25 protein-coding genes and 1 tRNA gene are annotated in these 26200 nt (G+C 70.5%); 16 read left to right on the top strand and 10 right to left on the bottom strand.

What is annotated here, in order from left to right; genetic code table 11:
* Window position 1: 1 nt before the first annotated feature.
* Window positions 2-463 carry a hypothetical protein gene (locus IW248_RS24975; RefSeq protein WP_196928905.1) on the bottom strand — a complete coding sequence of 154 codons (462 nt, stop codon included), beginning with the start codon at window positions 461-463 and terminating at the stop codon, window positions 2-4.
* Window positions 464-561: 98 nt separating this feature from the next.
* Complete coding sequence (locus IW248_RS24970; protein ID WP_124822071.1) at window positions 562-846, bottom strand: hypothetical protein; 285 nt, start codon at window positions 844-846, stop codon at window positions 562-564.
* A gap of 619 nt (window positions 847-1465) precedes the next feature.
* On the opposite strand from IW248_RS24970, the gene IW248_RS24965 reads away from it, so the two are divergent.
* From IW248_RS24965 to IW248_RS24955, 3 genes are all read left to right on the top strand, one after another.
* Complete coding sequence (locus IW248_RS24965; RefSeq protein WP_091396372.1) at window positions 1466-2347, top strand: helix-turn-helix domain-containing protein; 882 nt, start codon at window positions 1466-1468, stop codon at window positions 2345-2347.
* The gene (locus IW248_RS24960; protein ID WP_124822070.1) at window positions 2317-2538 is read left to right on the top strand and encodes a DUF397 domain-containing protein; all 222 of its coding nucleotides are present in this window, start codon (window positions 2317-2319) and stop codon (window positions 2536-2538) included. The genes IW248_RS24965 and IW248_RS24960 overlap by 31 nt, the downstream gene beginning before the upstream one ends.
* Before the next feature lie 200 nt (window positions 2539-2738).
* Window positions 2739-3137: a hypothetical protein gene (locus tag IW248_RS24955; protein WP_196928904.1), complete on the top strand. Its 399-nt coding sequence runs from the start codon at window positions 2739-2741 to the stop codon at window positions 3135-3137.
* On the opposite strand, the gene IW248_RS24950 is transcribed toward IW248_RS24955, so the two are convergent.
* On the bottom strand, window positions 3105-3704 hold the full coding sequence (locus tag IW248_RS24950) for a hypothetical protein (RefSeq protein WP_196928903.1): 600 nt from the start codon (window positions 3702-3704) through the stop codon (window positions 3105-3107). The two genes, IW248_RS24955 and IW248_RS24950, sit on opposite strands and share 33 nt — an antisense overlap.
* A gap of 217 nt (window positions 3705-3921) precedes the next feature.
* Between IW248_RS24950 and IW248_RS24945 the strand changes: the two genes are divergently transcribed.
* Window positions 3922-5478, top strand: coding sequence for a S8 family peptidase (locus IW248_RS24945; RefSeq protein ID WP_196928902.1), 1557 nt, complete (start codon window positions 3922-3924; stop codon window positions 5476-5478).
* Between the two features lie 68 nt (window positions 5479-5546).
* Here IW248_RS24945 and IW248_RS24940 read toward each other — a convergent pair whose 3' ends face one another.
* The 3 genes from IW248_RS24940 to IW248_RS24930 form a co-directional block, all read right to left on the bottom strand.
* The gene (locus tag IW248_RS24940) at window positions 5547-6353 is read right to left on the bottom strand and encodes a WecB/TagA/CpsF family glycosyltransferase (protein WP_124822066.1); all 807 of its coding nucleotides are present in this window, start codon (window positions 6351-6353) and stop codon (window positions 5547-5549) included.
* The gene (locus IW248_RS24935; protein ID WP_196928901.1) at window positions 6350-7465 is read right to left on the bottom strand and encodes an NAD-dependent epimerase/dehydratase family protein; all 1116 of its coding nucleotides are present in this window, start codon (window positions 7463-7465) and stop codon (window positions 6350-6352) included. The genes IW248_RS24940 and IW248_RS24935 overlap by 4 nt, the downstream gene beginning before the upstream one ends.
* Window positions 7466-7529: 64 nt before the next feature.
* Window positions 7530-7615: transfer RNA gene (locus IW248_RS24930), tRNA-Leu, on the bottom strand.
* A gap of 206 nt (window positions 7616-7821) precedes the next feature.
* Between IW248_RS24930 and IW248_RS24925 the strand changes: the two genes are divergently transcribed.
* Genes IW248_RS24925 through IW248_RS24890 form a run of 8 tightly spaced genes read left to right on the top strand, consistent with a single transcriptional unit; the run spans window position 7822 to window position 17549 of the window.
* Window positions 7822-8610: an FHA domain-containing protein gene (locus tag IW248_RS24925; protein WP_007454122.1), complete on the top strand. Its 789-nt coding sequence runs from the start codon at window positions 7822-7824 to the stop codon at window positions 8608-8610.
* A gap of 6 nt (window positions 8611-8616) precedes the next feature.
* Window positions 8617-9102 carry an FHA domain-containing protein FhaB/FipA gene (locus IW248_RS24920; protein ID WP_196928900.1) on the top strand — a complete coding sequence of 162 codons (486 nt, stop codon included), beginning with the start codon at window positions 8617-8619 and terminating at the stop codon, window positions 9100-9102.
* Window positions 9099-10574 (top strand): PP2C family protein-serine/threonine phosphatase, encoded by a 1476-nt coding sequence (locus IW248_RS24915; RefSeq protein WP_196928899.1) that lies wholly within the window; start codon window positions 9099-9101, stop codon window positions 10572-10574. Before IW248_RS24920 ends, IW248_RS24915 begins: the two co-directional genes overlap by 4 nt.
* 30 nt (window positions 10575-10604) lie before the next feature.
* Window positions 10605-12098 carry an FtsW/RodA/SpoVE family cell cycle protein gene (locus IW248_RS24910; protein ID WP_196928898.1) on the top strand — a complete coding sequence of 498 codons (1494 nt, stop codon included), beginning with the start codon at window positions 10605-10607 and terminating at the stop codon, window positions 12096-12098.
* Window positions 12095-13600, top strand: coding sequence for a peptidoglycan D,D-transpeptidase FtsI family protein (locus IW248_RS24905; RefSeq protein WP_196928897.1), 1506 nt, complete (start codon window positions 12095-12097; stop codon window positions 13598-13600). The genes IW248_RS24910 and IW248_RS24905 overlap by 4 nt, the downstream gene beginning before the upstream one ends.
* A 1-nt stretch (window position 13601) precedes the next feature.
* On the top strand, window positions 13602-15017 hold the full coding sequence (locus IW248_RS24900; RefSeq protein WP_196928896.1) for a serine/threonine-protein kinase: 1416 nt from the start codon (window positions 13602-13604) through the stop codon (window positions 15015-15017).
* Entirely contained in the window at window positions 15014-16834 is a 1821-nt protein-coding gene (pknB, locus tag IW248_RS24895; RefSeq protein ID WP_196928895.1) for a Stk1 family PASTA domain-containing Ser/Thr kinase, read from the top strand. The genes IW248_RS24900 and pknB overlap by 4 nt, the downstream gene beginning before the upstream one ends.
* A 19-nt stretch (window positions 16835-16853) precedes the next feature.
* Window positions 16854-17549 carry a SanA/YdcF family protein gene (locus IW248_RS24890; RefSeq protein WP_196928894.1) on the top strand — a complete coding sequence of 232 codons (696 nt, stop codon included), beginning with the start codon at window positions 16854-16856 and terminating at the stop codon, window positions 17547-17549.
* A gap of 46 nt (window positions 17550-17595) precedes the next feature.
* Here the strand turns inward: IW248_RS24890 and IW248_RS24885 are convergent, their stop codons facing one another.
* The 4 genes from IW248_RS24885 to IW248_RS24870 form a co-directional block, all read right to left on the bottom strand.
* Window positions 17596-18246 (bottom strand): aminodeoxychorismate/anthranilate synthase component II, encoded by a 651-nt coding sequence (locus IW248_RS24885; RefSeq protein WP_124822057.1) that lies wholly within the window; start codon window positions 18244-18246, stop codon window positions 17596-17598.
* A 2-nt stretch (window positions 18247-18248) separates the two neighbouring features.
* A complete protein-coding gene (locus tag IW248_RS24880) occupies window positions 18249-18524 on the bottom strand; it encodes a hypothetical protein (RefSeq protein ID WP_124822056.1) in 276 nt (91 codons plus the stop codon).
* A 4-nt stretch (window positions 18525-18528) separates the two neighbouring features.
* Complete coding sequence (locus IW248_RS24875) at window positions 18529-19986, bottom strand: class E sortase (RefSeq protein WP_231397749.1); 1458 nt, start codon at window positions 19984-19986, stop codon at window positions 18529-18531.
* Window positions 19987-20048: 62 nt separating this feature from the next.
* Window positions 20049-20849 carry a DUF881 domain-containing protein gene (locus IW248_RS24870; protein ID WP_196928892.1) on the bottom strand — a complete coding sequence of 267 codons (801 nt, stop codon included), beginning with the start codon at window positions 20847-20849 and terminating at the stop codon, window positions 20049-20051.
* A 220-nt stretch (window positions 20850-21069) separates the two neighbouring features.
* Between IW248_RS24870 and IW248_RS24865 the strand changes: the two genes are divergently transcribed.
* The 4 genes from IW248_RS24865 (at window position 21070) to IW248_RS24850 (ending at window position 26160) form a co-directional block, all read left to right on the top strand.
* Window positions 21070-21333 carry a cell division protein CrgA gene (locus IW248_RS24865; RefSeq protein WP_124821296.1) on the top strand — a complete coding sequence of 88 codons (264 nt, stop codon included), beginning with the start codon at window positions 21070-21072 and terminating at the stop codon, window positions 21331-21333.
* A gap of 206 nt (window positions 21334-21539) precedes the next feature.
* Window positions 21540-23738, top strand: coding sequence for a (Fe-S)-binding protein (locus IW248_RS24860; protein WP_196930355.1), 2199 nt, complete (start codon window positions 21540-21542; stop codon window positions 23736-23738).
* Between the two features lie 102 nt (window positions 23739-23840).
* The gene (locus IW248_RS24855; RefSeq protein ID WP_231396430.1) at window positions 23841-25166 is read left to right on the top strand and encodes a hemolysin family protein; all 1326 of its coding nucleotides are present in this window, start codon (window positions 23841-23843) and stop codon (window positions 25164-25166) included.
* Window positions 25159-26160, top strand: a complete 1002-nt coding sequence (locus IW248_RS24850) for a hemolysin family protein (protein WP_124821297.1) — start codon at window positions 25159-25161, stop codon at window positions 26158-26160. Before IW248_RS24855 ends, IW248_RS24850 begins: the two co-directional genes overlap by 8 nt.
* The last annotated feature ends 40 nt before the right edge of the window (window positions 26161-26200 follow it).

The following is a 26200-nucleotide window of genomic DNA, read 5'->3' as shown; positions in this document are numbered from 1 at the left end:
GTCACCACATTCGGCGGCGGGTGCCGACGAGGCCGATGCCGGCCAGCGAGATGGCGAGGCCGAAGATGCCGGACCAGAACAGGGAGCGGCGGATGTCCGTGGCGTTGTGGCCGGTCGGAGCAGCTTCGGCGAGTGGGTGAGGGCCGTCGGACTGGCCGCCGGCACCCAGGCCGGACACCGACCCGGTCGGGCCGGCACCGTCGGCGTGGTCCGCCGGGGTGTCGGTGTCGATCGAGCCGGGTTCCTCGTAGACCGACTGACCGCCGCCCGTCGGCGGGTCGGAGTCGAGCACGGTGATCTCCGGTGCAGGCACCGGTGCGGTCAGCCGGGTGGACGACATTGCCGGGTCGCGGACGAGGACCAGGAGTGTCGCCATCGCCCCGAGGAGGGCGAGGAGTCCGAAGGCATAGGCGATACGGGAGCGGTGGTGCCGCCGCAGGGCGGGCTGATTGACCATGACCATCCCAGGGTCAGGGTCCTGGACGAGCGGGTGGAACGGTGCCGGGGTGGGCGTACCGATTCTATGGCGACGGCACGCCCACCGGCGGCGGATCGGGTCGGTCAGCCCACCCGGACCGGGGTACGCGCAACCGGGCGGCGGGCCCGCACGGTGTGCGGACGGGGTTCGGGGGCGGCCTGCAGTTGCTGCAGCCCTTCGCGCTGGACGAAGATCGACCGTCGGGTGACCGCGTCGCCCGCGGCGTTCAACTCGTAGCCGTCGAGCCAGAGCCAGCCGTCATAGGTCGGCCAGTCGAGCACCCGGATCACCCGGAACTTGATCGGCCTGAGGAACTGGACACTCGCCGCGCGAGTCACGTGCACTACGTCACCGGTGCGGGGAAGCACATGGGCTCCTGGGGAGGATCGGCCGGCGGTTGCGCCGGCGGTGCCTGAACGGGGGACGTCTCGGCCGGTGACGGGGTCGTGCCTCGTGAACCGGTGGTGCGGATGGCGGTGGTCGGGCCGTACCCGCTGGTGACGTGCCGCCACCCGACCACCACCCGGTTGCTTCCGGGAGCCGCGCCCGCCGCCGCAGCTTGCCGGCTTGCAGCGGCGGGGTCTTTACCCCGGAGCAGGTGTCGTGGGCCGGGCCCGCGTCGTGCCCGGCTTCCCCGGATCGGTGGGGTCACCACTCCGAGGGACCGAACGGAGACGCTGAGTGATCCGTGCCATACGGACAGAGTGCATCAGGGACGTGCTTCATGCAAGTTGCACGTCGACTTTTGCCGATACGTGAGCGTGTCGCGCGAACGGCCTATTGAAGCCATCCGCGTGCGGACGGCACACTGAGGGCCGGTTTCGCCCGTCGCGGCCGGCCGAGGACCGGCACCACCCCCTTCGTCGCGAACGCTCGCCGGTCGACGATCGCGCCCCCGGCGGGTGTCACCCAGTGGCGCGTTACCGGAGGTAGCCCGAGTGGGGTCGAGCAGCCAGCGGCGGGGACCAGAGACTCACGGGTTGCGCGATGAGTGAGCGGCGCAGTCCCACCATCAGACGGCGGCGGCTCGGGGCCGAGCTGCGCCGCCAGCGGGAGTCCGCCGGGATCACCATCGAGGTGGTCGCCGAACAGTTGGAGTGCTCGGCGTCGAAGGTCTCCCGGATCGAGACCGGGCACACCACGGCCACCCCTCGCGACGTGCGGGACATGCTGCGGATCTACGGCGTGGTCGGCGCCGAGAGCGACGAGCTCGTGCAGATCGCCCGGGAGGCCCGCCAAAAGGGCTGGTGGCACCCCTACAGCACGGTGCTCGTCGGCGCGTACGTCGGGCTGGAGGCGGCGGCGAGTTCGATCCGGGCGTACGAACAGCAGGTCGTTCCGGGTCTTCTGGAGACCGAGGAGTACGCCGGGGCCATGATCCGCGCCGCTCGGCCGGACTTCACGGCGGATCAGGTACATCAAAGGGTGCGTGTCCGTTTGGGTCGTCAGTCGTTATTGACCCAGGACGATCCGGTCGATCTGTGGGTGGTGCTCGATGAGGCGGTGGTAAGTCGGCCGGTGGGCGGGGACGAGGTGATGCGCGGTCAACTCAAGCGGTTGGTCGAGGTGGCCGAGTTGCCGAACGTGACGCTGCAGATCCTGCCCTTCGAGGTGGGTGCGCACGCCGGCATGGACGGCACGTTCACGATCCTCAGCTTCCCTGAGCCCGGTGATCCGGATGTTGTGTACGCGGAGAACGCCACGGGTGGGCTCTTCCTCGAGAAGAGCGACGAACTACAGAAGTACAGCTTCATCTTCGATCACATCCGCGCTGCGGCCATACGTCCGGAGGAGTCCGTCGCACACATCGCAAAACTGGCAGAGGAGCCGTTGTGGAAATGGCGACCAAAGGGTTCCCCGTGGACCTGACGCAGGCAGCATGGTTCAAGAGCTCGAAGAGCGGGCCGAACTGTGACAACTGCGTGGAGGTGGCGTACGTGACGGGGGCGGTCGGAGTGCGGGACTCGAAGGACAAGGCGGGGCCCGCCCTGGTCTTCGCGCCGGGTGACTGGCACGCCTTCGTCGCGAACACCAGGGGTGGTGTGTTCGGCGCGGTCTGACCGAGTGGTCAGTGGAGTCCCCGTCCGGTTCGCCGGACGGGGACTTTGCCGTGTCCCCAGGAGGCGCGTCGCGGTGGCGGTCGGCGAGGTTCCGTCGGGATTCCCGTCGCCACAGCGCCCCCGTCTCGTTGAACCGGTCGGTACGGCGCTGGTCGACGACCCGCCGCACCGGCCCGCAACCGAGCGAGTAGGCGAGACGGATGACGACGATCGGTTCAGACAACCTCACCACCGGTCCGGCGAAGCCGGAGCGGTTCGGTGGCAAGTACCGCGGCGCTCGTCGGGACACGGTTCTGACCGAGGTGGTCTCGACCGACCAGGAGTTGAGTGGTCGGGAGGGCACTTCCGAGACGACGGATCCTCCGCTCTCGCTGCCCTCACTGGACCCGAACCCGCTGATCGAGCCGTCGTTCCCGCCGTCGGGCTGGCCGATGCAGCCGCCCGAGTCGTTGGCTGACCACCCGTTGCTGCGTGGTCTGCTGATGGAGTTGCCGCCAAAGGGCACAGTGCCCTCGCAGGACTGGCTGGACCGCTGGTTCGAGGCGACCAGGTCGATCCTGGAGTTGCTATACGTGCAGGGCCCCAGCCGCCCGCGTTGACCGTGCGGCGGTGGGCTGGGCTCGCTCGGCGAGGCGGTTGTGGCGGAGCGCGTGCCGAACCCCGATGGCGACCACCGCGAGCGCGCCCACGGTTATCGCCGGCCCGGTGACACCGGGGTCGGCTCCGAGGTCGGCGCCGGCCGCCGCGATCAACGCCGGCAGCGTGGCCAGGGCGGTGACCTGTAGTGGCAGCCCGACGAGCGGGTGGGCCGCGGCGGCGCGCAGCCCGTGCGGCGCGGGGGTGGCGGGGGCGCTGGCGAACGCGCCAGCACCGGCCCAGAGCCGGCGGATCCGTCGTACCGAGCAGACCGTCGCCACGAGTGCCGGGACGGCGGCCAGGGTGAGCCCGGCGGCGGCCCGGTCGACCGGCGTGGTGCCGGAGCTGAGCAGCCCGCCGCCGAGCACGGCCGCGGTGAGCGCCACGCCGGTGAGGGCCAACACCAGCAACCATCCGGTACGCCGGCGCAGCGTGCGGGTGTTGCGCAGCCGGGGAAGGCCGTCGGCAACGACGCCGGCGGCCAGCCAGACGGCGGCGACCGGGAGCAGGATGGTGAGCTGACTCTCCATGTTCGAGAGTCTTTCCCGAATTCCGGCGAGGCGAATCCGGGCGCGTCCCCCGTTCACCCCGGACGCCGGGCCCGTAGGGGGTCATCACTCGAAGGTTATGGACGTTTCGGCATGTTCAACTGCCCGACGGCTGATCTACCCTCAGCTAGATCGGCGAGTGTCGATTGATGTTGGGACCGGTGGTCACGTTCCGCCGCCGGTCAGAGGGAGGTAGGAGATGGGTCTTCCACGAAGGTCCGTGCTGATCGGGGTGGCCGCGGCGACCATGCTGGCCGTCGGCACCCCAGCCCTGGCCGCCGAACCCGTCGGTGTGGTTCGGGCCGCCGGCGGAGCCACCGCCGTGCCGGACAGCTACATCGTCGTACTCAAGGACAGCGCCGTGGCCCGGGACCGGGTCGGCGACACCGCGAAGCGGCTATCCGGCCGCCACGGCGGCACCGTGGCCCGCACCTACGGCGCGGCGCTGCGCGGCTTCGAGGCCAAGGTGAGCGCGAGCGCGGCGGCGCGGATCGCGGCAGACCCGGCGGTGGCGTACGTCGAGCAGAACCACACCGTCTCGATCTCCGGCACGCAGACCAACCCGCCCTCCTGGGGTCTCGACCGGATCGACCAGCGCAACCTGCCGTTGGACAGCTCCTACACCTACCCCAACACGGCGAGCAACGTGCACGCCTACATCATCGACACCGGCATCCGGTTCTCCCACAACGACTTCGGCGGCCGGGCCACCTCCGGCTACGACGCGGTGGACGGCGGGTCGGCCGACGACTGCAACGGGCACGGCACCCACGTGGCCGGCACCGTCGGCGGGTCCGCGTACGGGGTGGCCAAGGCCGTCCAGCTCGTCGGCGTACGGGTGCTGAACTGCTCGGGCAGCGGCACCAACGCCGGTGTGATCGGCGGTGTCGACTGGGTCACCGCGAACGCGATCAAGCCGGCGGTGGCGAACATGAGCCTCGGCGGCGGCGCGAACAGCTCGCTGGACAACGCCGTCCGCAACTCGATCGCCTCGGGTGTCACGTACGGCCTGGCGGCCGGCAACGACAACGGCGCGAACGCCTGCAACACCTCGCCGGCGCGCACCACGGAGGCCATCACGGTGGGCTCGACGACCAGCTCGGATGCCCGGTCGTCGTTCTCCAACGTCGGCACCTGCCTGGACATCTTCGCGCCCGGCTCGTCGATCACCTCGGCCTGGTACAACAGCAACACCGCGACCAACACGATCAGCGGCACCTCGATGGCCACGCCGCACGTGGTCGGAGCGGCGGCCCTGGTGGCCAGCGCCAACCCGAGCTGGACCCCGGCTCAGGTCCGCAACCAACTGGTGGCCAACGCGACCCCGAACGTGGTGAGCAACCCCGGCTCGGGCTCGCCGAACCTGTTGCTCTACGTGGGCACCGGCAGCACCCCGCCGCCGCCCACCGGCTGTACCGGCACCAACGGCACCGACGTGTCGATCCCGGACGCCGGCTCCGCGGTGACCAGCTCGATCACCATCTCCGGGTGCGGTCGCAACGCCTCCTCGGCCTCCACCGTGGCGGTGAACATCGTGCACACCTACCGCGGTGACCTGGTCATCGACCTGCTCGCCCCGGACGGCAGCTCGTACCGGCTGAAGAACAGCAGCACCTCGGACAGCACCGACAACGTGAACGCCACGTACACGGTCAACGTGTCCGGTGAGGCCGCCGACGGCATCTGGCGACTTCAGGTGCGGGACACCTACTCGGCCGACACCGGCTACATCAACACCTGGACCCTGACCGTCTGACCGGTCTCTGAACGACCGAGGCCCCACCCGGTATCGCCGGGTGGGGCCTCGCGTCGTACGGATCGGGTTCAGACCGAGAAGCTGGCCGGCCGCTCGGTGGCCGGCGCCGGCGGGCGGGCCTTCCACAGGCCGGTCTTCTGTGCGGCGAGCCGGCTCAGGTAGGCCGGGTTGAGGATGACGTAGCGGCGCCAGAGCCTCTTCGGCTCCAGGCCGAGACGCCAGAGCCACTCCAGGCCGGCGCGCTGCATCCACGGCGGGGGCTGGCGCAGTAGCCCGGCGTGGTAGTCGAAGGCCGCGCCGACCGCCATCAGCGGCATGTCGAGCAGCGGCCGCATGGCGTACGTGAAGACCTCCTGGCGCGGGCAGCCGAGCCCGACCAGGACCAGCCGGGCACCGCTGGACCGGATCCGGTCGGCGATCTCGGCGTCCTCGCCGGGCTGGACGGCACGGAACTTGGACGGCTCCACCCCGGCGATCTTCAGCGCGGGGAACATCCGTTCCAGGGCCGGGATCAACCGGGCGAGGGTCTCCTCGGTCGAGCCGTACAGGTAGACCGGTAGCCCTTCGTCGGCGAAGCGCGACAGGACGTGCAGGGTCAGGGTCGGCCCGTACACCCGGTCGCCGAGCCCGGCGTGGTGCAGCAGGTTGAGTGCCCACCGCACCGGCTGCCCGTCCGGTGTGACCACGTCGAAGGAGTTGAGCCGCGCGTTGTGCGCCGGGTCGAGCACCCCGGTCATCACACCGTGCACGGCCAGCGCGGTCAGCGCGAGGGGACGCCGCTCGTGCGCCGCGGTCACCACCGCGTCGGTCGCCGTGGCGTAGTCGGTCGCGTCGACCAGGACGCCGAGCACGTTGCGCTTGGTTCGGGTGCTCACGGCTGGGCCACCCACTTGTCCACGTTGGCCTCGTAGATTTCCCGCAGGATCATCGGCACGTCGTAAGTGATCTTCCAGTCCGGATACTGCGCCTCAAACCGGGCCATGCTGCTGACGTACCACTGGTGGTCGCCGGTGCGGTTCTGCTCGACGTAGTTGATCTGCGCCTCGCGGCCGGTGATCTCCTCCGCGATCCGGAACGCCTCGATGTGGGAGGTGTTGGAGTGCCGGCCGCCGCCAAGGTTGTAGACCTCGGCGGACCGGGGGGCCCGGAAGAACGCCTCGAACGCGGTCAGCACGTCGTGCGAGTGGATCGCGTCCCGGACCATCTTGCCCTTGTAGCCGAACAGGTTGTACGTCCGGCCCTCCATGACGCAGCGCATCAGGTAGGCCAGGAACCCGTGCAGCTCGGCAGCGGAGTGCGCCGGGCCGGTCAGGGTGCCGCCCCGGAAGCAGGCGGTCTTCATGTCGAAGTAGCGCCCGTACTCCTGGACCATCACGTCCGCGGCGACCTTGGAGGCGCCGAAGACCGAGTGCAGCGAGTGGTCGATCGACATCTCTTCGGTGATGCCCTGGTACCAGCGGTGGTCCTCGGGCAACTCGTACCGGGTCTCCAGCTCGACCAGCGGCAGGCCGTTGGGCCGGTCACCGTAGACCTTGTTGGTCGAGCAGTGGATGAACGCCGCGTCGATCGCGTGCCGGCGGGTGTTCTCCAGCATGTTGAGCGTGCCGCCGGCGTTCACGTCGAAGTCCGTGAACGGCTCCTTGGCCGCCCAGTCGTGGCTCGGCTGCGCGGCGCTGTGGATCACCACGGCGATGTCCGAGCCGTACTTCTTGAACACCTGCTCCAGGCCGTCCCGGTCCCGGATGTCCACCGCGAAGTGGGTGTACGCGTTACCCAGATCACGGCCGAGCCGTTCCAGGCTCCACGAGGTGGAGCCGTCCTCGCCGAAGAAGTACCGGCGCATGTCGTTGTCGATACCGACGACATCCAGACCGAGGCCGGCGAAATGCCGGACCGCCTCGGAGCCGATCAGACCACCCGACCCTGTCACCAACGCGACACTCACACGCCACTCCTGGTCCATCGGAGGCAGAATCCATCGGAGCATAGCGTGACGTCCAGCACGCCCCGATATGACGGAAGGGCCCCGCATGAAGCGGAGCCCTCGTCGGTGGTGGGGATGGGGGGAGTTGAACCCCCACGCCCTTTCGGGCACACGGACCTGAACCGTGCGCGTCTGCCATTCCGCCACATCCCCGTGGCACAACCCGGGACACTCTAGCCGCCCGGCCCCGCTGTCTCCAACGGGCCCCGGGAATACTACGCTGTCCCCGACGCTCGCCACGAGCGATTACCGTTCGTGGCGGACGAAAGATTAGCACGACAGTCCCGGCCCTTCCGAACGGGCCGAGAGCAGCCGGCCGAGCGGCGTGTGAGCTGCGCGCGCGCCGGCCGGATACCATCATGTCCTCGGGACCCGAGGAGGAGCCGGTGAGCGTGCTGCAACGCTTCGAGAAGCGTCTGGAAGGCCTGGTCGAAGGGGCCTTCGCCAAGGTCTTCAAAGGGGTGGTCCACCCCGTGGAGATCCTCAACGCCATGCAGCGGGAGGCCGAGGCGCACAAGGCGATCCTGGCCGGTGGGCGCACGTTGGTGCCCAACCGCTACGTGATCGATCTCTCGCCGTTCGACCACAGTCGGCTGGCGCCGTACGCCGCTGCGCTGGCCCAGGAGTTGGCCCAGTCGCAGGCGGAGTTCATCGGCGAGCAGGCGTGGACGGTCTACGGCGACGTGATCGTCGAGATCGAGCGAGGCGAGGGTCTGGACACGGGCATGTTCCGTGTCACGGCCGAGGTCTACACCGGCGGCGAGGTCGCCCCGGTGTCGGCACCCGGCTACGACGCCGGCCCGCCCGCCTACCCCGCGTACGACCAGGGCGGTGGCTACGGCCCGCCGCCCGGGCACGGTGGCGGTCGCAACGTGCGACTGGTCTCCGGCGACGGTCGCACCTACCCGCTCCAGATGGGGTCGACGGTGATCGGTCGCGGCGACCAGGCCAACCTGCGTCTGCCCGACGTCGGCATCTCCCGGCGACACGCCCGGCTCGATTTCGACGGGGGCCAGGTCGTGCTGACGGATCTGGGTTCGACCAACGGCACCATGGTGAACGGGCAGCGGGTTTCCGCCGTCGCGCTCAACCCCGGTGACATGGTCCAGCTCGGGACGACGACGCTGACCTTCCGCGTGGACGGCTGACCCGCCTTGCCGGAACTGGTCATCACCGTTGCCCGGTTCGGGTTCCTCATCCTGCTGTGGATCTTCGTGTTCACTGTGGTCGGCGTGATCCGCCGGGACCTCTTCGCGGGCGCCCGGTCCGGTCGCCTGGTGGCCGCGCCACGCGCGGTGGGCGCCTCGACGGGGCAGGCGGCCAAGCCAGCAAAGGTGAAGCGGGGCAGAGCGGCGCACCAGCTGGTGGTGACGGCCGGTCAGCTGGCCGGCACGAAAATCACTCTCGGTGAAGCGCAGATCACCATCGGTCGGGCTGAGGACTCCACCCTGGTCATCACCGACGACTACGCCTCCGCGCGACACGCCCGGCTCGTGCCACGTGACGGGCAGTGGTACGTCGAGGACCTCGGCTCGACTAACGGCACGTACCTCGATCGCGCTAAGGTCTCCGGACCAACCCCCGTCCCCCTCGGCGTGCCGATCCGGATCGGCCGCACTTCCCTCGAATTACGGCCATGACTCTGACCCTGCGCTATGCGGCCCACAGCGACCGCGGTCTGATCCGAGACGGCAATCAAGACTCCGTCTACGCCGGGCCGCGGTTACTCGCCGTTGCCGACGGCATGGGCGGTATGGCCGCCGGTGACGTCGCCAGCAACATCGTCATCGGTGCCATGGCGCCGCTCGACGAGGACGTCCCTGGGGACGCTCTCGTCGACGCGTTGCGTTCGGCCGTGGGCACCGCCAACCAACAACTCCGCGACACGGTGGACGCCAACCCGCAGCTGGAGGGGATGGGCACCACGCTGACAGCGACCCTCTTCACCGGCAGCAAGCTGGGGATGGTCCACATCGGCGATTCGCGGGCCTATCTGCTGCGTAACGGCGAGTTCGCGCAGATCACCAAGGACGACACGTACGTCCAGATGCTCGTCGACGAAGGCCGGATCAGCGCCGAGGAGGCGAGCAGCCACCCGCAGCGGTCGCTGCTCACCCGCGCCCTCGACGGTCGGGACATCGACCCGGAATACTCGGTCCGCCAGGTCATGCCCGGCGACCGGTACCTGATCTGCAGCGACGGCCTCTCGGGCGTGGTCAGCGCCGAAACCATCGGCGAGACCCTGCGGGAGTACGCCGACCCGCAGCAGTGCGTCGAGCGGCTGGTGCAGCTCGCGCTGCGCGGCGGTGGGCCGGACAACATCACGGTGATCATCGCCGACGCCACGGATCAGGACATCGTGGAGGCGACTCCGATCGTGGGCGGCGCCGCCGCCCAGGACCGGGGAATGGCGACCTCCGCCGACGACTCGACTCCGGCCGCCCGAGCCTCGGCGCTCTCCGCGCCGCGCCCGGCCGTGCCGGAGGAGCCGGCGGCCTCCGACGATGACGCCGACCGACCGAAGCGACGCCCGGTCCGGACCGCCGCCATGGCGCTGGCCCTGCTGGTGATCGTCGGCGGTGCTGCGTTCGGCGGTTGGACGTACACCCAGCGGCAGTACTACGTGGGTGCCACCGAAGAGGGCCAGGTCGCCGTCTTCCGCGGAGTCCAGGGTCAGATCGCCGGGATGGACCTGTCCAGCGTGCACCGTCGCAGCGGCACCCGCATGGACGACCTCACGGTCGCCGCCCAGGACACCGTCAAGGTCGGCATCCGGGCCAAGAGTGAGCCGGACGCCGAGCGTCAGCTCGCCGAGCTGACCAGCGACACGCCGAGCAACCCCAACCTGAAGCCACTCTGCCCGCTCGACGCGACAGTCACCGAGGGCAGCACGCCCACGCCGACGCCCACGCCGATCGGTTCGACGCCGACTCCGAACGGCAGCCCGAGCGCCAACGCGTCGCCGACCCCCAACGGGGTTGCCAGCGCAAGCCCGACCGTCGGTGCCACCACCGCTCTCGGTGGGGCCGGCGCGACCACCACACCCGACGTCACGCCCTCCGACTCGGCCACGCCGGCGCTCGACCCGGCCGGTTGCCGGTCTCCTGAGTGAGCGTCGGCTGAGATCCTGAGGACTCCACCCGTGACCGTAGCGGCCACACCGGCACCCTCGCCCGCGACCGCGGGCGAGCAATCCGGCGTACGCCTGGCGCGGTCGCGCCGCAACGCCGAGCTGTACCTGTTGCTGCTCGCGATGGCGCTGGTGGCCGCGTACGGGGCGACCGTCGAGGCGAACCTGCTGGACACGGTCACCTCGGACTTCTGGATGCCGGCCGCCGCGCTCGGCGCGGTCTTCCTCGGCCTGCACCTGGTCATCCGGTTCCTCGCCCCGTTCGCCGACCCGGCACTGCTGCCGGCGGTGGCCCTGCTCAACGGGCTCGGCGTGGGCTTCCTCCGCCGGATCGACCTGGGCGACGCCCCGGTGGCCGAGCGGGAGACCCTGGCGGTCTTCGCGGGGCAGGGCGGGCGCCAGCTGGCCTGGACACTCGGTGCGGTGGTCCTCGCCGCCGGCCTGCTCGCGATCATGCGCGACCACCGGTCGATCTCGCGGTACGCGTACACCCTGGGGTTGGCCGGCATCGTGCTGGTGATGATCCCGGCGGTGCTGCCGTCGAGCATCTCCGAGATCAACGGCGCGAAGCTGTGGGTGCGGGTGGGCAGCTTCTCCATCCAGCCTGGTGAGTTCGCCAAGTTGGCGCTGCTGGTCTTCTTCGCCTACTACCTGGTGCGCAAGCGCGAGGTGCTGTCGCTGGCCAGTCGGCGCTTCCTCGGCATCGACTTCCCGCGTGGCCGCGACCTCGGCCCGGTGGTCGGCGTCTGGCTGATCAGCGTCCTGGTGCTGGTCTTCGAGAAGGACCTGGGCACCTCGCTGCTCTACTTCGGCATGTTCGTGGTGACGCTCTACATCGCCACCGAACGGGTCAGCTGGCTGCTGATCGGCTTGGTCCTCTTCTTCGGCGGGGCGTACCTCGCCTACGTCCTCGGCTCGACGGTCGGTGGGCCGTTCGCCAACTTCTACGTGCGGGCGGAGATCTGGCTCGACCCGTTCGCCGACCCGACCGACAAGGGCTACCAGCTCGTGCAGGGGCTGCTCGCCCTGGGCACGGGCGGGCTCTTCGGCGCGGGGCCGGGCGGCGGTCAGCCGGAGATCCTGCCCGAGGTGCAGAACGACTTCATCTTCGCCGGAATCGGTGAGGAGATCGGCCTCTTCGGCCTCTCCGCGCTGCTGGTCGTCTACCTGCTGATCGTGGAGCGCGGGCTGCGCGCCGCGCTCGCGGTTCGGGACTCGTTCGGCAAGCTGCTCGCCGGCGGTCTGGCGTTCACCCTCGGCCTCCAGGTCTTCGTGATCGTCGGTGGGATCAGCAAGCTCATCCCGCTGACCGGTCAGACCACCCCGTTCCTGTCCGCCGGTGGGTCGTCGCTGATGGCCAACTGGCTGCTCATCGCGGTGTTGCTGCGGGTCTCCGACGGCGCCCGCCGACCGGTGACCGGTGGAGGCGGCGGCAAGGCGGCTCGTCCCAGCGGTGGCCCGCCCGAGCAGCTGCACGGTGCTCCCACGGAGGTGATCAAGCCGTGAACGCACCCCTGCGCCGCGTTGGCGTCGTCGTCATGGTCCTGTTCGGTCTGCTCTTCGCCAACCTCAACTGGATCCAGGCCTACAAGGCCGATGAATACCGCACCAGCGACTACAACGGCCGGGTCCAGGTAGCCGAGTACGACCGCAAGCGCGGCAACATCGAGGCCGGCGGCACCGCCCTGGCCACGAGCAAGGAAACCACCGGCAACCTGAAGTTCCAGCGCACCTATCCACTCGGCGCCAAATACGCCCACGTGCTCGGCTACAAGCCGGTCAACCTGGCCGACCAGGGCATCGAGCGGGTGGAGAACGACTTCCTGGCCGGCACCAGCGACCAGCTGATCGGCGACCGGTTGAAGGACATGTTCACCGGCGACGACACGGGTGGCGGCAACGTGCTGCTCACGCTCTCGAAGCGGGCGCAGGACGTGGCGTACGACCAGCTGAGCGACAACAAGGTCGGCGCGAAGCGGGGCGCGGCGATCGCCATCGATCCGCGTACCGGCGCGATCCAGGCGCTGGTCTCCATGCCGAGCTTCAACCCGAACCCGCTGGCCAGCCACGACACCAACGAGGCCTCGGCGGCGTACAACAAGCTGGAGCAGGACCCGGAAGGTCCGCTGAAGAACCGCGCGCTCTCCGAGACGCTGCCGCCGGGCTCCACCTTCAAGATCGTGGTCGCCGCGGCGGCACTGGAGAACGGCATCGGCAAGACCACCCAGATCCCGGCCGGTTCCAGCTGGACCCCGCCCACCTCGGGCACCCCGATCCGGAACGCCGCCGCCTCGATCTGCCCGGAGCGGCAGGTCACCCTGATGGAGGCGGTCACCGAGTCGTGCAACACCGGCTTCGCTCAGCTCGGTGTGCGGCTCGGCGCCGAGACTGTCAAGGAGAAGGCCCGCCAGTTCGGCTTCGAGCAGGACGACCTGACCGTCGGCCAGCTCGGCGAGGGTGGCCTGCCCACGGCGGCCAGCCGGACCGGGGATATTCAGAACCCGGACGGCAGCATCGACCAGGCCGCACTGGCCCAGTCCTCGATCGGCCAGAACAACGTCCGGATGACCCCGCTCGAAGGCGCTCTGATTGCCGGCTCGATCGCCAACAACGGCAGCCAGATGCGGCCGTACCTGGTGCGGCAGCTGCTTGCTCCGGACCGGACCACCAGCTACTACACCGCGAAGGCGCGGGAGCTGCGCCAGCCCGTCGAGCCGCAGGTCGCCGCCGACCTGCGCGAGATGATGGTCAGCGTGGTCCGGAACGGCACCGGCGAGAACGCCGCGATCAGCGGTTACACCGTCGGCGGCAAGACCGGCACCGCCCAGTCCGCTCCAGACCGGCCCGACCACGGCTGGTTCATCGGCTTCGCCCTGGACAAGAACGGCAACCCGGTCTCCGCGGTCTGCGTGATGCTGGAGCAGGCCGGCCCCGGTGGTAGCGCCGAGGCGGCTCGGATCGCCGGCCAGATCATGAAGGCCGCCATCGCCGACCCAGGGGGTCGCTGACATGCTCAGCCCCGGCGTGCAGCTCGGCAACCGCTACCGTCTCGACGAGCGGATCGCCAGCGGCGGCATGGGCGACGTCTGGCGCGGCACCGACCAGGTGCTCGGCCGGACGGTCGCGGTGAAGAGCCTGCTCCCCGCCCTGCTCGACGACCCGGACTTCGGCGAGCGGTTCCGCGGCGAGGCCCGCACCATGGCCACCATCAACCACCCCGGCGTGGTGGACGTCTACGACTTCGGCAACGACCAGCAGATCGCCTTCCTGGTCATGGAGTACGTCGAGGGTGACGCCCTGTCGTCCACGTTGAGCCGGGTCGGCCGGCTCACTCCGGCGCGCACGATGGCCCTCGTCGCGCAGGCCGCCGACGCGCTGCACGCCGCGCACGAGAAGGGCATCGTGCACCGCGACGTGAAGCCGGGCAACCTGCTGGTCCGGCCGAACGGCACGCTGGTGCTCACCGACTTCGGCATCGCCCGCTCCGACATGGTCGGCCAGCTCACCGCCGCCGGTTCGGTGCTCGGCACCGCCTCGTACATCTCGCCGGAGCAGGCCACCGGCGGCGTGGCCACCCCGGCGTCCGACGTGTACGCCCTCGGCGTGGTCGCCTACCAGTGCCTGGCCGGTCGGCGACCGTTCGAGGGCGACAACCCCCTCGACATCGCGATGCGGCACGTCCGGGAGACGCCCCGGCCACTGCCGGCCGACATCCCTCCGCAGGTGCGCGCCCTGGTCGAGCGAGCGTTGGCCAAGGACCCGGCCGCCCGCTGGCCGAGCGCCGCCGCACTCGCCGGGGTCGCCCGTCAGCTCAAGGCCGTGCTCTCCCAGCAGGCCCGGGCCGGCGCCAACTCCGGGCCGGTCTCCGGGGCGCCCGCCTCACCCGCCGCGCCCGGCCGGGCCCAGGTGCCGCAGGCACACCAGATGCGTCCGCCGACTGCCCGCCCGGCGGCGGCGGCGGCCGGGCCGAGGCCGACTGCGATCGCGCCCGCCCAACAACCACGCCCCACCGCCGTCGCGCCGGCCGTCCAGCCCGCCCGGCCGCAGGGCGCACCGAACGGCTACCCGCGCGGTGCGGCGGCGGTGCCGTCCGGGCCGCCCCGGCAGGAACACCCGCCGGCGTACGTCCGGCAGGCCGGCCCGGCGACGCCAGCACCCCAGCCGCAGCGGTCCCGGCCCGGAATGGTGCTTCTCGCCATCCTGCTGGCCGTGCTGGTCCTGCTCTGCTCCGGCGTGATTTCCTACAACCTACGGCAGCAGTCCCAGGCCGGCGTATCCGCCGGGCTGGCGCCGCGCACCGTGGCGTCCGGCGCGCTACGACTCGACGGGCGCGACGATCCGACCCGGACGTCGTACCGTCGAGAGGTACGACTCCAGCCGGGCGACGGCGGGACGACGACGAGCGAAGGACGACAGACGCGATGACAGCGCAGGCCCGCCTGCTCGGTGGCAGGTACCAGGTCGGCGAGCTGCTCGGCTATGGCGGCATGGCCGAGGTGCACCGTGGTCGCGATCTCCGGCTCGGTCGGGACGTCGCGATCAAGATGCTCCGCACCGACCTCGCCCGGGACGCGACGTTCCAGATGCGGTTCCGTCGGGAGGCGCAGAACGCCGCCTCGCTCAACCACCCGGCGATCGTGGCGGTCTACGACACCGGCGAGGAGACCGCGCCGACCGGTGAGACGCTGCCGTTCATCGTCATGGAGTTCGTCAACGGGCGGACCTTGAAGGAGGTCCTCGGCGCCGAGGGGCGACTGCAACCGCGCCGGGCGCTGGAGATCTGCGCCGACATGTGCGCCGCCCTGGAGTTCAGCCACCGGCACGGCATCATCCACCGGGACATCAAGCCCGGCAACGTGATGCTCACCCAGACCGGCCAGGTCAAGGTGATGGACTTCGGCATCGCCCGCGCGCTCGCCAGCGGTGCGACCACCATGACGCAGACCAGCGCGGTGATCGGCACGGCTCAATATCTTTCCCCGGAGCAGGCACGCGGCGAGTCCGTCGATGCACGCTCCGACGTGTACGCGGCCGGCTGCGTGCTCTTCGAGCTGGTCTGCGGGCACCCGCCGTTCGTCGGGGACAGCCCGGTCAGCGTCGCCTACCAGCACGTACGGGAGACGCCGCCGACGCCCAGCGACATCAACCCAGACGTCACGCCGGCCGTCGACGCGATCGTGCTGAAGGCCCTGTCGAAGAACCCGCTCAACCGTTACCAGAGCGCCGGCGAGATGCGGGCTGACCTGCTCCGCGCCGCCGCCGGCCGGCCCGTGCTGGCCACCCCGGTGCTGCGCGAGGCGGAGACGGTGGCGATGGCCCCGGCCGGCGGTGGGGGTGGCTATCCGGCTTCCGGCCGTGGGCAGCAGACCGGGCAGATGCCAGCTCGGGTGGGCGACCCGCGTCAGCGCAAGGCGTCCTCCTGGCTGATTGCGACGTTCAGCGCGGTCGGCGTGCTGGCGGTGATCGCCCTGGTCGCCGCCCTGCTCTGGAACATGCAGCAGGACAAGGACCTGAAGTCGGTGCCCACCCTCACCGGCAAGACCCAGGTCGTCGCGGTCGCCGAGATCAGCAACCTCGGTTTCAAGCCGCAGGTGGGCGACCCCGTTCTGGCCAGCGACTGCACCAAGGGCACCGTCGTCAACCAGGATCCGTTGCCGAACACCCGGCTGGAGCCGTCCAGCCTGGTGACCATCCGGGTCTGTGGCGGCCCGGCCGAGGTGGTCGTTCCCGCAGGGCTCAAGGGCAGCAAGCGGCAGAGCGCCATCGATCGACTCACCGAGGCGAAGCTCAAGTACGACATCAAGCCGGTGGACGGCGAGGCGAGCGAGGACGAGGTTCTCAATGTGGACCCGCCGTCCGGGCAGCGGGTCGCCGAGGGCACGAAGGTGACGCTCACGGTCTCGAGGGGCAACGTCAGCGAGGTGCCGAACGTCGTGGGGTTGAGCCAGGCGGAGGCCACCCGCATTCTCCAGAACGACGGGTTCACGCCCGTCGTGCAGGACGGGCCGGAGGTGCCCGCCGACCAGGCCGGGAAGGTCACCGACCAGAGCCCGAACGGCAAGGAGAAGAAGCCCACCGGCACGAAGGTGACCATCAAGGTGAGTCAGCCGGAGCCGGAGAGCGACCCGACGCCGTCGGTCACGCCGTCGGGCACGCCCACTGGCACGCCGACCACTCCCCCCGGCAACGGGGGCGGCATCGGTTTCCCGTTCCCGCCCCCACCGAGCCGGCCCCAGGACTAGACCACCCGCGGGCATCGGCATGACCGACGCTGGATCGTCCCCGGTCGGGGCGGTGCGGCGGTGGCCTCGACGCCTCCGCCGGCTGGCCGTCGCGGGCCTCGTCGTGCTGGTGCTCGCCAGCTCCCCGTGGCTGTGGACGACGCTCGCCGCGCGTGGCCACGTGTACGACGCCGCCGACGCGCCGTCCGCCGACGTGGTGATCGTCCTCGGCACCCAGGTGGCAGCCGATCGGCAGCGGCCGGGCGACCGTCTCGCCGGCCGCCTGGACACCGCCGCCGAGTTGGTGACCAGCGGGCGGGCCACTGTCGTCCTCGTCTCGGGCGACGGCGGCGGGGCGTCCGGCGACGAGCCGGCGGTGATGACGACGTACCTCGCCGAGCGCGGTGTCGACAGGCGTCGGGTGGTGGCCGACCCGTTCGGCCTGGACACCTACGACAGTTGCGCGAGAGCGCGCGAGGTGTACGGCGTCGAGCGGGCCCTGATCGTCACCCAGTCGTACCACCTGTCCCGGGCGGTGACGCTGTGCCGGCATCTCGGCCTCGACGTCGACGGGGTGACCGCCCGCTGCGACGATTGTGGTGCCGCCCTGCTCGCCGAGAAGTCGGTTCGGGACTACTTCGCCAGTGGCAAGGCGGCGTGGGACGCGGTGCGTGACCGACCGCCGGCGGTGCGCTCGCCCGCCGACCCCGCGATCCAGGAGGCACTGCGGGGCTGACCCGGCCCGCACGGGGTCACGATGATCCGGTGATCGGGCCGCCGCCTCAGGTGGTGGCGAAGGCCGCAAGGCGACGGGCGTCGACCTCGGCGGCCAGCGCGGGCGCGCGCTCCAGCGCCTCGGGGTGACCGCAACTGGCCAGCCAGTTGGCCAGCATCAGGTGACCGCCCTCGGTGAGCACCGACTCCGGGTGGAACTGGACGCCCTCGATGGGCAGCGTTCGGTGCCGCATCGCCATCACCACGCCGGAGCCGGTCCAGCCGGTGACCTCCAGCTCGTCGGGGAGCGTCTCGGGCAGCACGGCGAGCGAGTGGTACCGGGTGGCGGTGAACGGGTCGGGCAGGCCGGCGAGTACGCCCACCGAGTGGTGTCGTACCTCGGAGGTCTTTCCGTGCAGCAGCTCGGGGGCGCGCGTCACTGTCGCCCCGAACGCCTCGCCGATCGCCTGGTGGCCGAGGCAGACACCGAAGATCGGCAGCTTGCCCGCGTACTCCCGGATGACGTCCAGGCAGATGCCGGCCCGGTCCGGGCTGCCCGGCCCGGGCGACAGCAGGATGCCGTCCGCGCCGGCCGTGCCCACCTCGGCCACGTCGATCTCGTCGTTGCGGCGGACCTCGCAGTCCACGCCGAGCTGGCCCAGGTATTGCACGAGGTTGAAGACGAAGGAGTCGTAGTTGTCGATCACCAGGACGCGCATGGTCACCTGCTCGGGGAGGGAGGCGCGGAGTTGTTCTGGTCGGTGTCGTACGGCAGCTCGTGCTCGTCGCCGGCCGGGGTCTCCACGGTCACCGGGTCGCCACCGGTCTCGGCGGGTACGCCGGACTCGACCTGCACGTCGTCGAAGGGCAGCAGGGGCTCGGCCCAGGGGAAGGCGACATACCACAGCAGGGCGACCGTGGCGGCCACCAGCAGCACCGAGCCGGTCAACTTTCCGACCACGCCGAACGGCAGCTTGCGCCAAATGAACGCGTACATCGGGTCAGCCTCCCAGCTCCGCCGGACGGCCCGCGGACTTGGGTTGGGTGCGGTCCAGTTCGGCGTGGATGATCAGGCGCTGGTAGTTGTCGAACTTCGGGTTGCACGTGGTGAGGGTGAGCATCCGCTTGGTCGCCTTCTTGTCCGGCTCGCCGGGCACCGGCGCCACCACTTCGACCTGGGTCGGCCGGACGATCCGGGACTGCGACACCCGGTAGACGTACCAGTCGGTCTTGCTTTCGACCACGATCGGGTCGCCCTCGTCCAGCTCGTCCAGCCGCCAGAAGGTGGCCCGGTTGCGGTGGCCGGCGACGGAGAAGTTGCCCACCTGGCCGGGGAGCGCGCTGGTCGGGTAGTGGCCGGGGGCGAAACGGATGTCCTGCTGGGTGACCCCCTCGACGACTACCCAGTTCTTGTCGAGCTTCGGGATGTAGAGGCCCGCGAGAGGCTTGCCGCGTACCGGTGGGGACGGTTTGACGCTCGGGCCCACCGACGGGGCGACCGTCGGGTCGTCGGTCGGGGCCCATGCCTGAGCCAACTCGTTGGTGAGGTCGTTCTGGTGGGCGTCGACGATTGCCGACTTGCCCCAGACCTCGTAGCCGGCGAAGAGCAGGACCACCAGGCCGAAGGTGATCAGGACCTCGCCGGTGACCCGGACGCCGGTGCGCAGTCGCGAGCCGATCGACGGGCGGGTGAGCTCGGAGTAGACGCTCTTGTAGCCCTCGCCGGTCTGGTGCGGCCGGAGTTGGACCACCCGCTCGCCGCGTCGGGGTTGGGGAGGGTCGGCGGAGTTGCCGCCGGTCGGCTCCTCGGGGACCGCTGTGCGGGGAACGGCACCCATCAACGCTGTCGAGTCCATGGTTGGAGGCCTGGTGGCGGGTGTGGAGGGCACGGCCGGAATCAGCGCGGTGGCGGCCGGGTCCCCGCCAGCGCTTGGCGGGACCCGGCCGGGCCCGGTTGGCGGCACCCGGCTCGGCCCGGTCGACGCGAAGCCTTCCTGCCCGGCCGCTGCGACGCGGTCGGGGGTGGCCGGGGAGGCCGGGGTGGCCGGGGTGGCCGGGGAGCCGGTCGGTCGTGTGGGTCGGGCGGTGACCTGCGGGATGTACGCGGTCGGTGAGTCGGCCAGCGGCGGCGTCGAGGGGCCGGAGGGGGCCGGCCGGGTCGGGGCGTTGCCGGGGGCGGCGGGCCGAACCGGGCCCTGGTTGGTGGAGGTCGGTCGGCCGGGGGTGCCCGCGGGAGGGACCGCCGCGCCGCCGTGCGGGCCCGACCCGGGAGCTGCCGTGCCCGGCCAGGGCGGCGGCGCTTCGGCACTCGGGCGGCCCGGGGTCTCGGTCGGCTCGGGTCGGCTGGCGTTCGGCCGCGTCGGTTGCTCGGTTCGCGGAGGGTGCAGCACCGGCTCCGGCCAGTTGCCGGCCGGGGTCGCTCGGCCGGGTGCCGACTCGGGCCTGTCGAACTTGGGCAGGAAGGCGGTGGGCTCGTCGGTCTGATCCCGGTGTCGCCCGTCGCGACGCTCGTCCGGCCCGTTCACCTGGGCACCGTCGCCGAGCGCAGGGCAGTGGAATCCTCGAATGCGGGAACTCGCACCGTGGAGGCCGTCTCCTTGTAACCGAGCTGGTAGTCGTCGACCGCGTCCTTGAACAACCGGACTCCCTCAGAGCTGGCGAGGGCCTGCTGGAGGGCAGCGGGATCGCCGATTGCTACGATCTTGAACGGTGGGGAGTACACCCGGCCATGAAGTAGCAGGGTGTTACCGACGCAGCGTACCGCGCTGGTGGTGAGCACGCGGACGTTCATGATTGACATGGCCTCGGCTCCGCCGGCCCAGAGCGCGTTGACCACCGCCTGCACGTCCCCCTGATGCACCACCAGGTCGTCGTTGCTGGCGTCCGACTGCGTCTGGTCGAGCTGTGGCGCGTCGTTCAGCTCGACGGTGACCCCGGGCCCGCCGAGGGCGGTGAACCCGGCGTTCTGGAGGCTGCCCTGGGCGCGATTCTGCTGATCCTTGATGGGGGCGTCCGAGCCGGCCAGCGTGTTGGTCCGTTGCTCGACCTCACCGCGCAGCGTGGCGGCGTGGCGTTCGCTGGCTGCCACCTGCTCGCGTCGGTCCTCGATGAGCTGGTTGAGCTGGGGTCGCCGGTCCTCCCGGAGAGCGGTGCCGCCCGCGGTGGTCGCGGTGGTGGTGAAGAGCAACCCGGCCGCCGCGGCGATTAGGGGAACCCCTATCGACCAGCCCGGACGGCGTTGACGCGGTCGCCGGGGCAGCAGCCCGGCGGCGGCCCGTCGGAGGACCTTCTGCCAGGAGGTTGCGCCGGATGTGTACTCCACCGAGCGTTCCTTCCGCGTGTCGGGGATCGTCCGTGCCGGCCGGGCCGGTGATGCGAACAGTCCCGCCTCTTTCGGTCACTCCGTGCACCGGCCTGACCCCATTCGTGGTCCGGGCGGCCAATCGGGACTACGCTAGCTCTCGAACATTATTGGCCATGGACCGTCGCCCCCGCGCCCGGTTGTCAGGCCGGACGAGGTCGTCACCCCTCTGGAGAGCGCCGTGCCCAAGTCTCAGGTCCGTAAGAAGAAGGTGTACACCCCGCCGACGGACGTTCGTCCGACGACGACGGCGTCGTCGCGCAAGCCTAGCCCGGTGTGGTTGCCGGCTACCGCGGTCGCCCTGATCGTCGTCGGGATCGGCTGGCTGGTGCTCTACTACCTGTCCGAGCAGGAGTACCCGGTCATGGCGTGGGGTTACTGGAACCTCGCCGTCGGCTTCGGCGCGATGGTCGCCTCGCTGGCCTTGCTCTCCCGCTGGCGCTGATCCGTTCGGGCCGTCGCGTCGGCGGTCTCACGTCACCCCGTCGAGCCCCTGCCCAGCAGGATCGGGTGGGGCCCCCTATGGTGTCCGCAGGCAGCGCGGCCTACTGCGAGATGACTCACGTTACCGCTGGGTAACCTTCGCGTAGGCTGCACTGCATGACCGAGCAGAGCGAGGTCATCAGGCAGCAGACCGGGGAGGCCAACTCGATGGGCAGCGTCCAGATCGTCACCACGATCCTCGCGGCCGCCATCACCGCCGTGGCGGTGTGGCTTGCGGTGCGTGCGGTCCTGAAGATGGTGGCAGTCATCCGGCTCGGGCAACCCGCGCCGGAGCGGTTCTCCGACAGGGTCGCCCGCGCCAGGACGATGCTTGTGGAGACGGCCGGCCACACCCGGATGCTCAAGTGGGGCGTGGTGGGCGCCGCGCACTGGTTCGTGATGGTCGGCTTCGTCGTGCTGTCGCTGCTGGTGCTCGAGGCGTACTTCGAGGTCGGCACCACCGACGGCGGTCTGCCGATCATCGGGCACTGGACGATCTTCGGTCTGGTCACCGAGATCATCGGGGTGCTGAGTCTGGTCGGCATCCTGGTGCTGATGGCGATCCGGCTACGCAACCGGCCGACCCGGCCGGGCGGGCGGTCCCGGTTCACCGGCTCGACCATGTGGCAGGGCTACTTCGTCGAGTGGATCGTGCTGCTGGTCCTGATCTTCGGCTTCGTGATCCGGGGCTTCAAGGTCGCCACCGACCACTTCGAGTTCCCGTTCTGGGCCACCCCGGTCAGCCACGCGGTCGGTGTGGTGCTGCCCGACTGGGCGGACGGCGTCAGCGTCGCCGCCGCCATCAAGATCATTATTTCGATGACGTGGCTGATCGTCATCTCCCTCAACGTCACCATGGGCGTCGCCTGGCACCGGTTCCTGGCGTTCCCCAACATCTTCTTCAAGCGGGAGCCGGTCAAGCCGGCCGGCTCCGGTCTCGGCGCGCTGCGCCCGATGACGAGCCAGGGCAAGCCACTCGACTTCGAGGAGGCGGACCCGGAGAAGGACCAGTTCGGCGTCGCCCACGTCGAGCAGTTCACCTGGAAGGGCCTCCTGGACTTCAGCACCTGCACCGAGTGCGGTCGCTGCCAGTCGCAGTGCCCGGCCTGGAACACCGGCAAGCCCCTGTCGCCCAAGCTGCTCATCCTGAGCCTGCGCGACCACGCGTACGCGAAGGCGCCCTACCTGCTGGCCGGCGGCGGCAAGGACCTGACCGGCGAGGAGAAGGCCACCCAGGCGCAGCTCGCCCACCTGGACGTGCTGGCCCTCGCCGAGGCCGACAAGCCGTTGATCGGCACCGCCGAGGAGGGCGGTGTCATCGACCCGGACGTGCTCTGGTCCTGCACCACCTGCGGCGCCTGCGTCGAGCAGTGCCCGGTGGACATCGAGCACGTGGACCACATCGTCGACATGCGCCGCTACCAGGTGCTGATCGAGTCGAGCTTCCCCTCGGAGGCCGGGGTGATGCTGCGCAACCTGGAGAACAAGGGCAACCCGTGGGGCGCCCCGCAGAACACCCGCGAGGACTGGACCAAGGGCCTGGACTTCGAGGTGCCCCGGGTCGGCGAGGTGGACGACTTCGAGTACCTGTTCTGGGTCGGCTGCGCCGGCGCGTTCGAGGACCGGGCCAAGAAGACCACCCGCGCGGTGGCCACGCTGCTCAACGAGGCGGGCGTGAAGTTCGCGATCCTGGGCGAGGGCGAGACCTGCTCCGGCGACCCGGCGCGACGGATCGGCAACGAGTTCGTCTTCCAGATGCTCGCCCAGCAGAACGTGGAGACGCTGAACGAGGCTTTCGAGGGTCGGGAGAAGGCCAAGCGCAAGATCGTCGCGACCTGCCCGCACTGCTTCAACACCCTGGGCAACGAATACGGGCAGCTCGGCGGCGAGTTCGAGGTCGTCCACCACACCCAGCTGCTGGCCCACCTGGTGTCCACCGGCAAGCTGACGCCTGTGCAGCCCGTCGACGGTGGCGTGACGTACCACGACCCCTGCTACCTGGGCCGGCACAACCGGGTCTTCGCCGCCCCTCGTGAGGTCCTCGGCGACGCCATCGCGGGCGACCTCACCGAGATGCCGCGTAACAGCGAGCGCTCCTTCTGCTGCGGTGCTGGCGGCGCCCGGATGTGGATGGAAGAGAAGATCGGCAAGCGGATCAACGTGGACCGGGTCGAGGAGGCCATGGCCACCGGGGCGAAGACGGTAGCTGTCGGCTGCCCGTTCTGCTCGACGATGCTCAGCGACGGCGTCAACGGTAAGGGTGCCGGCGAGCAGGTCGAGGTGATCGACGTGGCGACAGTGCTGCTCCGTTCGGTCAAGCCCGAGCAGCCGCAGGGCGGCAAGGAGACCGCGCCGATCGGCGGTTGAGCGCGTACACCTGGGTTTTGAACATCGACGGCGGCGGCCCCTGAGGGCCGCCGCCGTCATGCAAGAATCTCGCCGAGGTGAGGCGACATCGACGGCCTACTCTTGACGACGCTGTTGCCCCTGGTCGGCTTCGTAGCCCTGACCGCGGGCAACGCGTTCTTCGTCGCGGCCGAGTTCGCCCTGGTCACTGTCGACCGGGCAGAGATCGACCGGCGGGCCACCGCCGGCGACCCGGCCGCCCTGACGGTACGCACAGCGTTGCGCGAACTCTCCTTCCAGCTCTCCGGAGCGCAGCTCGGCATCACCATCACGGCGCTGCTCACCGGCTACCTGGCCGAGCCGGCCCTGTCCCGCCTCTTCACCCCGTTGTTGCGCCCGTTGGCCGGAGACAGCACCGAGGGGCTCACCCCGTTCCTCGCGTTGGCCCTGGCCACGCTGATCTCCATGCTCTTCGGCGAGTTGGTGCCGAAGAACGCGGCGCTGGCCCGGCCCATGCCGGCGGCGCTGGCCACGGCCGGCCCGATGCACACCTTCTCCCGGACGTTCGGCTGGGTGATCCGAGGGTTGAACGGCTCGGCGAACCGACTGGTCCGGGCGCTCGGCGTGGAGCCGCAGGAGGAGTTGGCCAGCGCCCGCTCGCCGGAGGAGTTGGGTCTGCTGGCGGCCATTTCGGCGCGGGCCGGCGCGCTGCCCACGGACACCGCGATGCTGCTGCGTCGCACCATCCGCTTCGGTGACAAGCGAGCCGCGGAGGCGATGACCCCCAGGGTGGACGTCGTCGCGCTGCGCGTCACGGCCACCGTGGCCGAGCTGCTGGAGGAGTCGCGGCGGACCGGGCGGACCAGGTTCCCCGTGTACGAGGAGACCCTGGACCTGGTGACCGGCGTGGCCGGCGTGCCCGACGCGCTGGGCGTGCCGCTGGCCGACCGGGCGTCGACCCGGGTCGGCTCGGTGGCACGCGAACCGGTGTACGTGCCGGAGAGCCTGAACCTGGACGGTGTCCTGGCCGCACTGAAGGCGGCCGGGGCCGACCTGGCCATCGTGGTCGACGAGTACGGCGGCACGGACGGCGTGGTGACCGTCGAGGACCTCGTCGAGGAGTTGGTCGGCGAGATAGCCGACGAGTTCGACCCGGCGAGCGTGGACGACCACGGGTCGGTCGAGCTGACCGTGCCGGGCGGTGAGCGCACAGTCCTGGTCGACGGTGTGCTCCGCTCCGACGAGTTGGCCGAGCAGACCGGTTTCCGGCTGCCCGAGGGGCCGTACGAGACGTTGGCCGGGTTCCTGATGGCCCAGCTCGGGCACATCCCACTCGCCGGCGAGATTGTCGAGGCGGACGGCTGGGAGTTCACAGTGGTCGAGGTGGAGCGGCACCGGATCGAGCAGGTCCGGGTGTTGCGCCCGGCGGATCCGGACGACGATGACTGAGCTGCTGGTGACCGTGCTGTTGCTGCTCGGCAACGGGTTCTTCGTGGGCAGCGAGTTCGCGCTCATCGCGTCCCGCCGGACGGTGATCGAGCCGTTGGCCGCCGGGTCGAAACGTGCCCGTTGGGCGCTGTCGGCGATGAACCAGATTCCGTTGATGATCGCCGGCGCGCAGCTCGGCATCACGGTCTGCTCGCTGGGTCTGGGCGCGATCGCCGAACCGGCGCTGGCTCACCTGCTGGAGCCGCCGTTCCACGCGGCCGGCCTGCCGGAGCGGGCGGTGCACCCGGTGGCGTTCGTGCTGGCACTGGGTGTGGTGGTCTTTCTGCACACTGTCGTCGGCGAGATGGTGCCGAAGAACATCACGCTGGCCGGTCCGGAGGTTTCCGCACTCTGGCTCGGCCCGGCGATGCTGGCGTTCTGTGTGGCCACCAAACCGTTGTTGCTCGCTATGAAATGGGCGGCCCGGCGCGTGCTCGCGTTCTGGCGGATCGAGGCGTCCGAGTCGGTGAAGACGGTGTTCACGGCCGAGGAGTTGGCCGGGTTGGTCTCGCAGGCACGGACCGAGGGGTTGCTCGATGCGGAGCAGCACGCGCGGATCACCGGCGCGTTGGCCCTGCACGCGCGGACGGCGGCGGACGCGCTGCAACCGTGGTCGACGGTGGTGACGGTGGCCGAGGACGTCTCGCCGGCGTCGCTGGAGGTGCTGGCGACCCGGACCGGCCGGTCCCGGTTCCCGGTGGTGCAGCGGTCGACCCGTCGGGTGCTCGGCTTCGTGCACGTCAAGGACGTGCTCGGGTACGCCGGGCAGGGCCGCCGGTCCCCGGTGCCGGCCGACGTCTACCGGCCGTTGGCGGTGGTGCCGCCGGAGCGTACGTTGGCCGACCTTCTGCTGGCCATGCGTCGCGAACGGCGGCACATGGTGCTGGTCAGCGACGGGCGGCGGCCTCTCGGTGTGGTCACTCTCGACGATGTATTGACCGCAATCGTTGGTTGACGAACCAATACCCTTGGTGTGCAAGCGGTTGCACGACAGT

This window comes from Micromonospora ureilytica (assembly GCF_015751765.1).
GTDB classification, from domain to species: domain Bacteria; phylum Actinomycetota; class Actinomycetes; order Mycobacteriales; family Micromonosporaceae; genus Micromonospora; species Micromonospora ureilytica.
The sequence above is the reverse complement of the archived record's forward strand: the minus strand, read 5'-3'. Positions and strand labels throughout refer to the sequence as shown.

Excerpts from the sequence above, each read along its gene's own strand:
- IW248_RS24975 (WP_196928905.1), bottom strand. The coding sequence starts at position 463 with ATGGTCATGGTCAATCAGCCCGCCCTGCGGCGGCACCACCGCTCCCGT.
- IW248_RS24965 (WP_091396372.1), top strand. The coding sequence starts at position 1,466 with ATGAGTGAGCGGCGCAGTCCCACCATCAGACGGCGGCGGCTCGGGGCC.
- IW248_RS24960 (WP_124822070.1), top strand. The coding sequence starts at position 2,317 with ATGGCGACCAAAGGGTTCCCCGTGGACCTGACGCAGGCAGCATGGTTC.
- IW248_RS24955 (WP_196928904.1), top strand. The coding sequence starts at position 2,739 with ATGACGACGATCGGTTCAGACAACCTCACCACCGGTCCGGCGAAGCCG.
- IW248_RS24950 (WP_196928903.1), bottom strand. The coding sequence starts at position 3,704 with ATGGAGAGTCAGCTCACCATCCTGCTCCCGGTCGCCGCCGTCTGGCTG.
- IW248_RS24945 (WP_196928902.1), top strand. The coding sequence starts at position 3,922 with ATGGGTCTTCCACGAAGGTCCGTGCTGATCGGGGTGGCCGCGGCGACC.
- IW248_RS24935 (WP_196928901.1), bottom strand. The coding sequence starts at position 7,465 with ATGCTCCGATGGATTCTGCCTCCGATGGACCAGGAGTGGCGTGTGAGT.
- IW248_RS24925 (WP_007454122.1), top strand. The coding sequence starts at position 7,822 with ATGTCCTCGGGACCCGAGGAGGAGCCGGTGAGCGTGCTGCAACGCTTC.
- IW248_RS24915 (WP_196928899.1), top strand. The coding sequence starts at position 9,099 with ATGACTCTGACCCTGCGCTATGCGGCCCACAGCGACCGCGGTCTGATC.
- IW248_RS24900 (WP_196928896.1), top strand. The coding sequence starts at position 13,602 with ATGCTCAGCCCCGGCGTGCAGCTCGGCAACCGCTACCGTCTCGACGAG.
- pknB (WP_196928895.1), top strand. The coding sequence starts at position 15,014 with ATGACAGCGCAGGCCCGCCTGCTCGGTGGCAGGTACCAGGTCGGCGAG.
- IW248_RS24890 (WP_196928894.1), top strand. The coding sequence starts at position 16,854 with ATGACCGACGCTGGATCGTCCCCGGTCGGGGCGGTGCGGCGGTGGCCT.
- IW248_RS24885 (WP_124822057.1), bottom strand. The coding sequence starts at position 18,246 with ATGCGCGTCCTGGTGATCGACAACTACGACTCCTTCGTCTTCAACCTC.
- IW248_RS24880 (WP_124822056.1), bottom strand. The coding sequence starts at position 18,524 with ATGTACGCGTTCATTTGGCGCAAGCTGCCGTTCGGCGTGGTCGGAAAG.
- IW248_RS24860 (WP_196930355.1), top strand. The coding sequence starts at position 21,540 with ATGGGCAGCGTCCAGATCGTCACCACGATCCTCGCGGCCGCCATCACC.
- IW248_RS24850 (WP_124821297.1), top strand. The coding sequence starts at position 25,159 with ATGACTGAGCTGCTGGTGACCGTGCTGTTGCTGCTCGGCAACGGGTTC.